Raw genomic sequence first — 12,567 nt, forward strand, 5'->3', positions numbered from 1 at the left:
AGTATTTTTATAAATTTATATTAGGGTAATTTCTCCGTTACGATTATAAATTGTACCTTTGCAGGAAAATAATCAAGAACTATGTTATTAGACAAGATAGAAGAACTTCTCAAGGAAGTGAGTGCACTCACGGCTAAGAGTGCTGATGATGTGGAGCAACTCCGTCTGAAATACCTCAGTAAGAAAGGCGAAATCAATGCGTTGATGGGCGAGTTCCGTAATGTGGCAGCCGACCAGAAGAAGGTTGTCGGCATGAAGATTAATGAACTTAAGCAGAGTGCACAGGACAAGATTAACGAACTCAAGGACCAGCTTGAAACAAGTGAGGCACAGAGTGATGATATCGACTTGACACGTACTGCTTATCCTATTAACCTCGGTACACGTCATCCGTTGACACTTGTAAAGAACGAGATTATTGATATCTTTGCTCGTATGGGTTTCACTCTCTATCAGGGTCCAGAGATTGATGACGACCAGCATGTGTTTACTATGTTGAACTTTGCTGCTGATCATCCTGCACGTGATATGCAAGATACCTTCTTTATTGAGCGCAGCAGTACGATGGACGTTACGAAGAACGTTCTTCTCCGTAGCCACACTTCTAATGATGAGGCACACTATATGTCTACACACGAACCTCCAATCCGTGTTCTTTGCCCAGGTCGTGTATATCGTAATGAGGCTATCTCGGCTCGTGCACACTGCTTCTTCCATCAGGTAGAGGGTCTTTATGTTGATAAGAATGTTAGCTTTACCGACCTAAAGCAGGTGCTTCTCACCTTTGCTCGTGAGATGTTTGGTGCAGATACAAAGATCCGTCTTCGTCCAAGCTATTTCCCATTCACTGAGCCAAGCGCAGAGATGGATATCAGCTGTAACATCTGTGGCGGTGAGGGCTGCGGCTTCTGTAAGCACACTGGATGGGTTGAGATTCTTGGTTGTGGTATGGTTGACCCACACGACCTCGAGGCTTGTGGCATTGATTCAAGCGTATATACAGGTTATGCCTTCGGTATGGGTGTTGAGCGTATAGCCAACCTCAAGTATCGTGTAAGCGACCTCCGCCTCTTCTCTGAGAACGATACCCGCTTCCTTCGCGAGTTTGAGGGAGCGTAGTGTTGGGTGAAAGGTGTTAAGTGTTAGGTGTTGATGGGCACTTAGGTGTTGGGTGTTTGATGATGGGTGTTGATGATTTGCCCTTTCTATACTTAACATCTTTGAAATATACGCTGTAAAAGATAAAAAACTTTATAGATTTTGATAATAAGTAATGGGTGTTGATGAAGTTTTAAACAATTCATCAACACCCATTTTCGTTTCTATATATTCTGCTTAATGGTCCGTCTTTTATAACGGATAACCCCAAATCTATCAGATGTTTCTCACTCCCTAAGGCTATTCTAACTTCTTTCTAACAGCATATACCATTCGTATCAACAATGTTCTTTTATGTAGTCATTGTCTAATAAGATTACTATTAAGCCTTAACACTATATGTGCGGAGCCTTAACACAACACGTGCGGGGGCTCTGTACGTTCGTTGAAGAGGGGTGCGAGCCTTATTCTTGACATCCTCTTTATATAAAGACGATGATGACTTTATTAAATATAATGGTGACTTTATATAAAGACTATGAAGACAAACCCTCTCGAAAAAGCCCATCATAGTTATCACCAACACCTCTTACGTAGCATATCATCACCACCTAATATCCACCACCTACCACCCAAGTGATCATCATCACCTAACATCCAACACCTATCACCCACCACCCTATAATATTTCACGTGCTATCCACGCACAAGCTTCCGCATCAGCGAGGGCGTGATGGTGGTCGGTTAGTTCATAGCCACAGGCAGAAGAAACCGTTTGTAACTGATGGTCGGGGAGGTGAGGGAAGTGGCGTCGTGCAGCCTTCAGTGTATCAAGAAACTCATAATCAGGGTAATCCATTTGGTAGGTATAGAAGGAAGCCTTCAGACAAGATTTGTCGAAAGATGCGTTATGGGCCACAAGTGGTAAGCCTTCAATCATAGGCTCTATCTGCTTCCATACCTCACAGAATACGGGTGCGCCGTCAGTATCTGCACACGTAAGCCCATGCACCTGCGTACATCGCCAATGATAGTAATTCGGTTCGGGCTGTATAAGCGAATAGAAACTGTCAACAATCTCTCCTCCTCTTACTATCACCACGCCCACCGAGCATACACTACATCGTTCAAAGTTAGCTGTCTCAAAGTCAATCGCTGCAAAATCCTGCATAGTTTCTTTATGAATTTGTTAGTTGTTTGCTACATCTTAGATCTATAGATGAGGCTCTATGTTTGTTTAGACAAAGTCTTTTTGTTCATTCTTGACAACCATAATAGTCATAATACATATCCCATAAGGTATCGGAAAAACCCCAACCACATTGTGTTGAATTAAGCATACTTTCAATTCTCTGTCTGAAATGTTCCTCAAGGTTATGGTCGGAAATATGCTTCAAGGCTTTCTCAAAATTCGTTTCTAATGTAGTATAATACTGTTCCCACATATCACCGAAGGTCATTGTGTATTCACATCCCAACTCTATATAGTAAAGCATTAGATCTCCAAGACTGATGGCATTAGCTTTCAACTTCTTGAAGTCGGAGATTGCCTTGCGGCAAGTTGCAAATGAAGGCTTATCAGAAAAGCCTCGATCAGGGAAGAATTCGTTGCGAATAATCTTTTTATACTTTTCCAATGCAGCGCTATAATCAGGTGTAAGATACATTTCCAGATACATCTTCGCTTCTGCACTTGCATCATACAGACTCAACACAAGGTTTATTACGTCTTCCTTAGGTAGTACTGCCAGATGCTTCTTTAGTTTTAATTTGGTCATATCAGAGTCCTCTCCACATTAGTGTTTGTTGTTAACATAAAGTTGCTACGCACAAAGTTACAACTTTATTTCTATTCTTTTAACTTGATAACGAGTTATTTCCAATCTTTTTCTTACTTTTGCAGGAGAAGCATCTACTGCTATAAAAATACTTTCTATGGAGGCAAATAATTACACACCAAGTTTAGATAAATATCAAGTTCCTGTTGTTGAGGCAAGTCAGGGATATCATCTTGTGCTGGCATCACCGGGATGTGGTAAGACACATATCCTCGCAGAGAGGATAAGATACGCACGAGAAAGGGGTGTGAAGTATGAGGATATGCTCTGTCTTACATTCACCAACCGTGCTGCAAGAGAGATGACCAACCGTATTCAGAAGGTGGTGGGAGGTGATTTCTCTGAACTAATGGTGGGTAATGTGCATCGTTTTTGTTCTAAGTTCCTTTTTGAGCAGGGTAGGATCCCAGCTGATTCTGCCATTATTGACGACGAAGAGGCGGTGAGTATTATCGCTGATTATCGCAATGAAGATGAAGAAGGAGTAACAAGAGACTTCAACCGATACAAAGGTTATCAGACGATTATCTTCTTTCAGCATTTCATCTATCAGATGGAACACCAGCATCCATGGAAGTATTACCTCCATCCAGAGAGTTTCACGGATGATGATCGAGAAGCTGTAAAGCATATCTGTGCCTCACAAAAGATAGAATATGACGAGCAGGCAGTAGTGAATATCTATCATCATGCACAGGAATATATGGACGAAGCGAATGCACCCGGGCTTGACGGAAAGACAGCAGATAGGATTCGTGTACTTCTTTGGAAGATGTATTACGCTAATTGTTATGCCCGATACAAGGAGGAGAATCACCTCTTTGACTTTGAAGACTTGCTCCTCTATACATACGATATCTATCGTTCTGACCCTACCTGCAAGCGTTATCCATGGATACAGGTCGATGAAGTGCAGGATCTTAATGGTATGCAGCTTGCTATTATCGACTTACTGACAGCAGAAGACAACCCGATGGTGATGTACTTAGGCGACGAACAGCAGGCTATCTTCTCTTTTATGGGGGCGAAAGTGGAGACACTAACCCTCTTGAAGATGCGCTGTAAGGGTAATATTCATCATCTGCAGCGTAACCACCGTTCACCAAAATATCTACTTGACGTCTTTAATGACTACGCAGAAAAGCAACTGAAGATAGACCGCGAACTACTCCCTCTTTCCGATAATGACACTAAGGCTACGTCGGGAGACTTGAGAATCATACATAGTAGTACGATAGAAGCCGAACACAAGGATATTACCACTGAGGCACTCTCCCTTTACGAGCAGAATAAGGAGGAGCGTACAGCCGTCATCGTTAGTGCTAATTCGGATGCTGATCGTATCAGTGAAGCTATGACGGAAGCAGGGCTGACCCACTTTAAGGTGTCTGGTCGCGACCTCTTCGATACACCAGATGTCAAGCTATTGTTGGCTCATTTGAGTGTACTCTCTAATGAACATAATTCTATTGCGTGGACACGTATCATGAAAGGGGTGCGTGCCTTCCCTTCTCATGCCCTTGCTCGCCGATTTAATTGGAAGCTAAAGCAGTTGGCACTGTCGCCATCCGACTTTCTTCTTTACCCCGAAAGCTGTTACACAGCAGAGTTTCTTCGTGCCTACAACGAGGAAGAAATTGTTGTATTCGATACTGAAACAACAGGCTTGAATGTCTTTCAAGATGATATTATAGAGATTGCTGCCATCCGAATCAAGGGTGGGGAAGTGGTTGGCGAACCGCTTGACCTCTACATAGAGACCGATAAACCGATTCTACCAATGCTCGGTGATAAGGAGAATCCGATGTATGCTATCTATCATGAGAAGATGTCTACTGGCGAATTACTCTCTCCCTCTGATGCCTTACGACGTTTCCTTGCCTACGTTGGGACCAGTCCTATCCTTGGTCATAACGCCAACTATGATTACAACATATTGGACAATAATCTGCAACGTTACTGCAATGACACGATGCAGGCACATGATATTCGTTGCTTCGACTCGCTCAAACTGATAAGACTATTGGCTCCGAGCCTTCATTCTTATAAGTTGGAAAGCCTGCTCGAGACCTTCCAGTTGGCGGGTGTTAATAGTCATCAGGCAATTGATGATGTGAAGGCAACAGTCAGTCTTGTACGCCTCTGTGCTGAGAAAGCACGTGAGAAGCAAGCACAACAAGAGGCTTTCATCCACCATCCGAAGGTGAAACCATTTGCCAATGTGCTGCGTAGCAATTATGGCGAACGCTATCGAGAGGCTGTTAACCGACTTTATCAGCTATCAACCGACCATGAGCCAGCCCTTGTCAGCGAGCTCTCCGCTGCTTATAACGCCTTTCATTCCGATGGTTTAATCAATGATATTCCCCGATTAGACTATATCCTCCGTTATCTCCGCATAGACATGCTGACGGATGAACCAGTAGCTAATGCCCTTGCACCACAACTCTCGCAGTACATAATGGATATTAATACGCTGAAGGAAGCCGACTTCTGTAACAGTAAGAGTATTCTTGAGCGTATCTATGTGACGACTGTTCATAAGGCAAAGGGACTGGAGTTTGATAATGTTATCATCTTTGATGCAGCCGATGGACGCTACCCGAACGCCTATAACAAGACGAAACAGCAGGACGAGGAAGACGCTCGTAAGTTCTATGTTGCCATGTCACGCGCTAAGCGTAGGCTGTTCATCGCCTATGCCCTGCAGATGGTCGATCGCCACGGAAGGGTTTTCAATCGTGAATTAACGCCCCTAATGGATAGTATTCAAAAGTATTTTAATTAGGATTGAGCTATATCAAATGACTGATATAAAATAAGAAAGTAACAGATGAAACGATACATTTTGTCTATCATTTGTTTTAAAAAAGAAATAATTTGTATCTTTGTAGCGTTAGAATGAAATGTTAGATAGGTAAAGAAAAGATATAAACTAAATCTTTCTTGTATTCATAAACAAATAAAATCAGAATAATATGACAAAAGAAAAGTTCTTCACCTCTATGGGTTGGATTGGTATGGTAACATCAGTTTTAATGTATGTATTCTACATTCCTCAGATAGAGAACAACTTAGCAGGGCAGAAGGGAACCTTCATTCAGCCATTTATGGCAGGTGTTAACTGTACCTTGTGGGTTGCTTACGGATTGTTTAAGGAGAAGCGTGATTGGCCTTTGGCGATTGCTAACACACCGGGTATCATCTTTGGTTTTGTAGCTGCTTTCACTGCATTGTAAGTCAAAACAATATAAAATAAGCTTCCTCTTCATTCTTTCGAATGAAGGGGATTTTTGTTTTATGGCTGAAAATCAGTAGAATTACATTGTCGTTTGGGAAACATTTACTATCTTTGAAGCAGGTAACAGAAGTTATTTGTGAACATAGTAAACTAACAGTAATTATGCGTATGAAAAGATATCAATCAATTCTGACGTTGCTTTTCCTTTCTTTTTTAGTGGCTGCCTGTAAGATAAAAGTCGCTGATAAGGAGGAAACTACAAACGAAACAGGAACAGCAGTTGTAGTGAATCAATATCGTTTTCCTGACCAAAGAGAGCATCTAAAGGCTTTTAAGGACGACATAGTCATCATGAAATGTGAAGATTACGACTTCAACACGGCTCCAATAGGTATCGGAAATAAGTTCTTTACGCTATTGCGTGGGTGGGTATATACCGATGGTGTCCTCTCTCATACCATAACAAGTGAGGGACTGACAGAGGGTATTTTGGTGCAAGACTTCCCCAATTATGAGGATTTGAAAGAATATGGTGGCTATTATGTTTCAGATAAACCTTATATCAAGATGAAGCTTTATCGCACGAAGGATGCCGTTTGGTTTATGAATAAGCGGTACCCTATCGCACGAGAAAATGGTGACAGTATCTTCTCACCTTTGATGAAAAGTGAGAACGGAAGGAGTCAATCTGTATGGATTTTTGTAGGGGATATTCCGTTGAAAAACAATTAATCGAAGCGTATGAAGACTATACTACTTATCTTTTCTTGTCTCCTTCTTCTCAGTTGCACAACAGAGAAGCGAAAAGTAACAACCGTTCATTCTCCATATGATACTGTGTATGTCTACGCAAAGGATGAGACGGGACAAAAGATATACAATGTTATTTCCGAGAAGGCGGTAACAGCTAATGGAGACTCGTTATTTGGTAAGATTAGAAAAGAAGTTCCAAAGCAACTGAATGATAAAGAGTTTGAAGCCGCTAAGAGTGTCGTAAGGAAGTATATTCATAGGCATCAAGATGAGTTTCTTCCCTTTGAGTTCTATTTTCAGCAATACTTAGGTTATAAGAAAGAGGGTGTTTTAATGGCGGATGTTGCTTTATTCTCATATTATAATGTCATCTATCAAAAGGGTGTTGCTGGGATTACTCGTGAAGACTATAGGGTGAAATTCAGGTTTCTGAAAGACCTTGGGAAGGAGCGTAAGATGCTTACAATAAACTTGGATAAAGGAGTTGTTGTAAATGAATAGGACAATTTTAGAGTCGCCACTTATCTTTTTTGCCGCACAAAGCTAACTTCTTTGTCCTCGTACCATAACAAGCCTTTGATAGTCAGTATGCTATCGTGTAACTCCATGACTTTACAGCGGTTAGTGTCATTCTCATCATAGACTAAAAAAAGCGAGTCGTTCACAAAGTGGTAACTATTAAACCACTTGCAAGTGTCGCCTATGCCCGGGTCGTATGCAATGGTAGAATCCGTCACGTCGAGTGTTGGACGCATACCAATGTTTGTCTTTTCCACACCAACCCAATTCCCTATAAATTCTTTAGGGTAAACGGGTCCATCGTTTCTGCCGCAAGCAGCGAGCAAAACAGACAAGAGAATAGAAAGTAAGTAGTATCTCATACCTCACGAATTTACCAATATCAACAATCACGAATAAGTGCATATGTCCTAAAAGGCTGACCAAAACAGAATTATAGTCTTTAGCCCTTTTATGTAATAAACGCCATTACCACCATAAAATTGCTTAGTAGAATGTTTTTTTTTTGATGATTACAAAAGTCGTAAAATACTTCTTTGATATTTGAATTTTATTTACAAAGCATACGTACTTTCAGGCTTTAAAAGTCGAAAAAACGAGCTAAAAGGCAGCCTTTGTAAGTTGCATAGAATCAGATAGTTGCATAATAACGTTTTTAAAGGTGCTTAGTAAGACTTCAAAAGGGCGTTACTTGGACTTCAAAAGGGCATCTTTTGCAAGCCAAAAGGGCGTTAATAGGAAGCCAATTTACGCCCTTCTTGTTTGTCGCCTTAGAATTTTATTTACAAAAACCATTCTTCTTGTAAACGGGAAAGAGAATTTAAAAGGCATAATTGTGTGAAAAGCAATTGTTCTTCTGTTCTCCTATCTTAATCTAATTCAACTTTTGTTCTTAGGGTATGCTGACTTTCATTTCCCCTGCTTACAAGTAACTTGTTATCTTGTCTACTCGTTACCTTGTCAACAAAAGAAACGTTTTTCTGTTACTCTGTCTTTATATTCCGCCCTTCTTTTGTTTCTCTGTTACTTTGTCTTTATTTTATCCTGTCTTAATCTTACTTTGTCTCAAAGTGGTTTAGTTATCTTGTCTATAGTAATAGTAGTAATCATAATTATGAATTATGAATTATGAATTCTGAATTAGATAAATTATGGTTCTGATTACCTCATGTCTATAAACGAAAAAAACCGCAGGACAATGTCCTGCGGCCAATTTCTCTCTTTTTCTGTTCGTTCTCTGATTACTTAACAGAGTCAGCAGCTACTGAATCAGCAGCAACAGAGTCAGCAGCAGCTGAGTCAGAGCTGAGTGAATCAACAGTTGAATCTGCTGTAGTGTCAGGGTTCTGAGCTGGCTTAGAGTTACCACCACAAGATGCGAAAGAGATAGCTGCGATAGCTACGAACATTAAAACTAATTTCTTCATTTTCTTTGCTTTTTAAATCTGTAAAACAATCATTTGTTTGTTAAAACGATGCAAAGGTAAGTATTTTTTTTATACGGCAATAATTTTTTTAGAACTTTTTTTGTTCTTCTTTTGTAACAAATTCGTAAGCTGTTGATAATCAGTATGATATGAATATTAAATAAATGTTAAAGGTTTTAATGTGTGCCTACACAATTTAAAAAACCTTTGTTTTTAGCGCCTTTAGAGCTTTGTTTTTGCGTGTAAAATCTTATTTTCTGGCTCTTTCTTGTTTTTTCTGATGAGCAAACGGGCTTATTTCTTTGGTTTTGTCTTCATTTTACTGTAACTTTGCAAGTTATATGATAGATACAGCAGCATTTCAAGGCAAGACAGCCAAGTTCTATACGTTGGGTTGTAAGCTCAACTTCTCAGAGACAAGTACCTTCGCGCGTACCTTATATAATATGGGCGTGCGTGAAGCGAAGAAGACTGAGCAGGCAGACATATGTCTGATTAACACCTGTTCGGTTACTGAGGTTGCTGACCATAAGTGCCGTCAGATCATCCATCGTATGGTTCGCCAGAACCCAGGTGCTTTCGTAATCGTGACAGGTTGCTATGCTCAGCTTGAGAGTGCAACGGTAGCGAAGATAGAAGGTGTTGACCTTGTGTTGGGTAGTAATGAGAAAGCCGACCTCGTACAGTATCTTAGTGATGCTTGGAACAAGGTCGATACAGCTAAAGAAGAGACGTCAGAGGGAGAGTATCACTCTGTAAAGACGAAGGATATTAAAAGTTTCCAAGCAAGTTGCTCACGTGGTAATCGTACACGCTACTTCCTAAAGGTGCAAGACGGATGTAATTACTTCTGTACTTATTGTACGATTCCTTTTGCTCGTGGATTCTCACGTAACCCGACTATTCAGTCACTTGTTGCGCAGGCAGAAGAGGCTGCAAGAGAGGGTGGAAAGGAGATTGTTTTGACGGGAGTGAATATAGGTGACTTCGGTAAGACCACAGGTGAGAGTTTCTTAGACCTCGTTAAGGCATTAGATAAGGTAGAGGGCATACAGCGATTCCGTATTAGTTCGTTGGAACCCGACTTGATTGATGATGAGTTGATAGCGTATTGTGCAGAGTCACGAGCGTTTATGCCACATTTCCACCTCCCACTTCAGAGTGGTTCTGACGAGGTGTTGGAGTTGATGCACCGTCGTTATGACACGGCACTCTTTGCTCGTAAGATAAAACTTATTAAGGAAAAGATGCCCGATGCATTTATCGGAGTGGATGTGATGGTAGGTTCTCGTGGCGAGCGTCCAGAGTATTTTGAGGATTGTTATAACTTCCTCGACTCTCTTCCAGTCACCCAACTCCATGTCTTCCCTTATTCGGAACGTCCAGGAACAGCGGCATTGTCAATCCCTTATGTGGTAGATGACCGTGAGAAGAAGCACCGTGCGCATAAGCTTTTGAAACTCTCTGACGAGAAGACACGTACCTTCTATGCGGAGCATATAGGGCAGGAGGCAGACGTCCTCTTTGAGAAAGCGGCACGAGGAAAGGCTATGCATGGCTTTACAGATAACTATATTCGTGTAGAACTATCGCCCGATCAGGCAAAGGAAGAATATGACAACCAGATTCTCCGAGTACGATTGGGAGAGTTTAATTTCGATCAAAGTTCATTAAAGGCAGAACTCTTATGAAAGTAGCGATAGTCATATTGAACTGGAATGGACGAAGCATGATGGAGCAATATCTCCCTTCCGTGCTGAAATTCTCACGAGATGAAGCAGAGGTTATCATAGCCGACAATGCTTCAACAGATGACTCTGTCGCATGGTTGAAAGAAACTTATCCACATGTTCGCGTGATAGAATTAGCTGAGAACTACGGCTTTGCGGAAGGCTATAATCGTGCGTTAAAGCAGGTAGACAGTGAATATTACGTGTTGTTAAACAGTGATGTTGAGGTCACACACCACTGGCTTACGCCCCTCATCGAGGAGATGGACGCCCATGAGGATATAGCAGCTTGCCAGCCAAAATTGCTCTCTGTTGCTAATCCTGACGCTTTTGAGTATGCCGGTGCATCGGGAGGTTTCATTGATCGTTATGGCTATCCATTCTGCCGTGGACGTATCTTTGACACGGTAGAGGATGATAATGGGCAGTATGATAATAGTGAAGAGGTACTTTGGGCAACAGGAGCTTGCTTGATGATACGTGCCAAAGACTATTGGGCAGCAGGTGGATTGGACGGCAGATTCTTTGCTCATAATGAAGAAATCGACCTCTGTTGGCGTCTGCATCAGATGGGTAAGCGCATCTTCTGTTTCCCTGAAAGCTATGTTTATCACGTTGGAGGCGGTACATTGCCTAAGTCAAATCCACGTAAAACCTTCCTGAACTTCCGTAATAACTTGACCATGTTATGGAAGAACTTACCAGAAGATGAATTGAAACATGTCATGCGCGTAAGATGGTTTTTAGACTATTTAGCTGCATTTCAAACGCTGATTCTGAATCATAATTGGGGTGAATTTAAGGCGATTTTCTCAGCTCGTAGGGCTTTTAAAAAGTGGCGACATGAGTTTGAGAGATTACCTATTCGTCTTGATGGAGTAGTGAAACATCGAGAAAATATCCCTTCTTGCACGAATGATGGACGTAAGAAATATGCCCTCCTTTGGCAATATTACGTGAAGGGTCGTAAGTTTTTTAGCTCCTTATCTGAATGAAAATGGGATATAGTTGCATGTTATTTTAATATTTTTAGCAGAACGCTTGCGTTTTAAAATATATTTTAGTAATTTTGCAATCAATACTCAAATATTGTAAAAAGTAACCAGAAAGTAACCAGTGAGATATCTCTATTGCATATTATTAGTTGTTCTGTTCACCTGTGTAGGCTGTCAGTTCAAACTTTCATCTGATGACGTGAATGAAAATTCACTGTTATTAGAGATAGATCGCTATGACCGTTTGGAATATCGTTACTTGACAACAGGTGATTTCTCTGCGCTCCAGCAGATGAATACAGAGTATCCGATAGAGACCCGTACACTGATAGAGGATGTCGTAAAGATTGGTGAGATAACCGATCCAGACATCAATACAAAGTTCTTGAAGTTCTATCAAGACACGACCTTACAGTCTGTTATTGCAGCTGTAGAGTCGGAGTTTGCCAATACAGAAGACCTTGATCATCAGTTTAATGGAGCTTTCAGACGACTGAAACAGGCTTTGCCGAACATTACAATCCCAAGAGTCTATGCACAGATATCAGCTTTAGACCAGAGTGTTGTCGTGGGTAATGGTACTATCGGTATCTCGCTTGACAAGTATCTCGGTCCTAATTATCCTTTGTATGCTAAGTTTTATTCGCCAACACAGCGTAAACAGATGTCACGTGAATACATCCTTCCAGATTGTATGACATTCTATTTGATGAGTATCTATCCTTTACAGCATTTCGAATCGCGTCCGCAAGTGGAGCGTGACTTGCAGATTGGAAAGATACAATGGATTGTCAATCAGATAATGACAAAGCGAACCTATCACAGTCGGTATGAGGAGGCTGTAGACAACTATATGAAGAAGAACCCTAAGACTTCTTATGAGGAACTGCTTCGTATGACAGACTTCTCCAAATTTACTGTTGTGGAGAGTTAATGAACATTGCTTGACGAAATTAAAAGAAAGAT

General features: G+C 41.2%; 12 protein-coding genes. 8 read left to right on the forward strand and 4 right to left on the reverse strand.

What is annotated here, in order from left to right:
• Positions 1 to 81 precede the first annotated feature (81 nt).
• Complete coding sequence (pheS, locus tag HMPREF0659_RS07690; protein ID WP_013265326.1) at positions 82 to 1,119, forward strand: phenylalanine--tRNA ligase subunit alpha; 1,038 nt, start codon at positions 82 to 84, stop codon at positions 1,117 to 1,119.
• Positions 1,120 to 1,777: 658 nt separating this feature from the next.
• Here pheS and HMPREF0659_RS07695 read toward each other — a convergent pair.
• Complete coding sequence (locus HMPREF0659_RS07695; protein WP_013265055.1) at positions 1,778 to 2,269, reverse strand: 3'-5' exonuclease; 492 nt, start codon at positions 2,267 to 2,269, stop codon at positions 1,778 to 1,780.
• A gap of 85 nt (positions 2,270 to 2,354) precedes the next feature.
• Positions 2,355 to 2,876, reverse strand: coding sequence for a DUF6155 family protein (locus HMPREF0659_RS07700; protein ID WP_013265671.1), 522 nt, complete (start codon positions 2,874 to 2,876; stop codon positions 2,355 to 2,357).
• Between the two features lie 157 nt (positions 2,877 to 3,033).
• Between HMPREF0659_RS07700 and HMPREF0659_RS07705 the strand changes: the two genes are divergently transcribed.
• The 4 genes from HMPREF0659_RS07705 (at position 3,034) to HMPREF0659_RS07720 (ending at position 7,431) form a co-directional block, all read left to right on the forward strand.
• The gene (locus HMPREF0659_RS07705) at positions 3,034 to 5,724 is read left to right on the forward strand and encodes a 3'-5' exonuclease (RefSeq protein ID WP_013265065.1); all 2,691 of its coding nucleotides are present in this window, start codon (positions 3,034 to 3,036) and stop codon (positions 5,722 to 5,724) included.
• 190 nt (positions 5,725 to 5,914) lie between these two features.
• Positions 5,915 to 6,175, forward strand: coding sequence for a SemiSWEET family transporter (locus HMPREF0659_RS07710; RefSeq protein WP_004360329.1), 261 nt, complete (start codon positions 5,915 to 5,917; stop codon positions 6,173 to 6,175).
• Positions 6,176 to 6,345: 170 nt separating this feature from the next.
• Positions 6,346 to 6,909 (forward strand): hypothetical protein, encoded by a 564-nt coding sequence (locus HMPREF0659_RS07715; protein ID WP_226893222.1) that lies wholly within the window; start codon positions 6,346 to 6,348, stop codon positions 6,907 to 6,909.
• Between the two features lie 9 nt (positions 6,910 to 6,918).
• A complete protein-coding gene (locus tag HMPREF0659_RS07720) occupies positions 6,919 to 7,431 on the forward strand; it encodes a hypothetical protein (protein WP_013265409.1) in 513 nt (170 codons plus the stop codon).
• A gap of 20 nt (positions 7,432 to 7,451) precedes the next feature.
• Here HMPREF0659_RS07720 and HMPREF0659_RS07725 read toward each other — a convergent pair whose 3' ends face one another.
• Together HMPREF0659_RS07725 and HMPREF0659_RS07730 are read right to left on the reverse strand one after the other, a co-directional pair.
• Positions 7,452 to 7,811, reverse strand: coding sequence for a hypothetical protein (locus tag HMPREF0659_RS07725; protein WP_013265429.1), 360 nt, complete (start codon positions 7,809 to 7,811; stop codon positions 7,452 to 7,454).
• An 879-nt stretch (positions 7,812 to 8,690) separates the two neighbouring features.
• Positions 8,691 to 8,876: a PG1828 family lipoprotein gene (locus HMPREF0659_RS07730; protein ID WP_013265153.1), complete on the reverse strand. Its 186-nt coding sequence runs from the start codon at positions 8,874 to 8,876 to the stop codon at positions 8,691 to 8,693.
• A 341-nt stretch (positions 8,877 to 9,217) separates the two neighbouring features.
• On the opposite strand from HMPREF0659_RS07730, the gene mtaB reads away from it, so the two are divergent.
• The 3 genes from mtaB (at position 9,218) to HMPREF0659_RS07745 (ending at position 12,535) form a co-directional block, all read left to right on the forward strand.
• Positions 9,218 to 10,567, forward strand: coding sequence for a tRNA (N(6)-L-threonylcarbamoyladenosine(37)-C(2))-methylthiotransferase MtaB (mtaB, locus tag HMPREF0659_RS07735; RefSeq protein WP_013265134.1), 1,350 nt, complete (start codon positions 9,218 to 9,220; stop codon positions 10,565 to 10,567).
• Positions 10,564 to 11,601: a glycosyltransferase family 2 protein gene (locus HMPREF0659_RS07740; RefSeq protein WP_013265725.1), complete on the forward strand. Its 1,038-nt coding sequence runs from the start codon at positions 10,564 to 10,566 to the stop codon at positions 11,599 to 11,601. The genes mtaB and HMPREF0659_RS07740 overlap by 4 nt, the downstream gene beginning before the upstream one ends.
• A gap of 121 nt (positions 11,602 to 11,722) precedes the next feature.
• Complete coding sequence (locus tag HMPREF0659_RS07745) at positions 11,723 to 12,535, forward strand: gliding motility protein GldB-related protein (RefSeq protein ID WP_013265456.1); 813 nt, start codon at positions 11,723 to 11,725, stop codon at positions 12,533 to 12,535.
• Positions 12,536 to 12,567 lie beyond the last annotated feature (32 nt).

Origin of the sequence: Prevotella melaninogenica ATCC 25845 (assembly GCF_000144405.1) — a bacterium.
GTDB lineage: Bacteria > Bacteroidota > Bacteroidia > Bacteroidales > Bacteroidaceae > Prevotella > Prevotella melaninogenica.

Coding starts and splice junctions, on each gene's coding strand:
- mtaB (WP_013265134.1), top strand. CDS start 9,218: ATGATAGATACAGCAGCATTTCAAGGCAAGACAGCCAAGTTCTATACG.
- HMPREF0659_RS07720 (WP_013265409.1), top strand. CDS start 6,919: ATGAAGACTATACTACTTATCTTTTCTTGTCTCCTTCTTCTCAGTTGC.
- HMPREF0659_RS07730 (WP_013265153.1), bottom strand. CDS start 8,876: ATGAAGAAATTAGTTTTAATGTTCGTAGCTATCGCAGCTATCTCTTTC.
- HMPREF0659_RS07710 (WP_004360329.1), top strand. CDS start 5,915: ATGACAAAAGAAAAGTTCTTCACCTCTATGGGTTGGATTGGTATGGTA.
- HMPREF0659_RS07705 (WP_013265065.1), top strand. CDS start 3,034: ATGGAGGCAAATAATTACACACCAAGTTTAGATAAATATCAAGTTCCT.
- pheS (WP_013265326.1), top strand. CDS start 82: ATGTTATTAGACAAGATAGAAGAACTTCTCAAGGAAGTGAGTGCACTC.
- HMPREF0659_RS07715 (WP_226893222.1), top strand. CDS start 6,346: ATGAAAAGATATCAATCAATTCTGACGTTGCTTTTCCTTTCTTTTTTA.
- HMPREF0659_RS07700 (WP_013265671.1), bottom strand. CDS start 2,876: ATGACCAAATTAAAACTAAAGAAGCATCTGGCAGTACTACCTAAGGAA.
- HMPREF0659_RS07695 (WP_013265055.1), bottom strand. CDS start 2,269: ATGCAGGATTTTGCAGCGATTGACTTTGAGACAGCTAACTTTGAACGA.
- HMPREF0659_RS07740 (WP_013265725.1), top strand. CDS start 10,564: ATGAAAGTAGCGATAGTCATATTGAACTGGAATGGACGAAGCATGATG.
- HMPREF0659_RS07725 (WP_013265429.1), bottom strand. CDS start 7,811: ATGAGATACTACTTACTTTCTATTCTCTTGTCTGTTTTGCTCGCTGCT.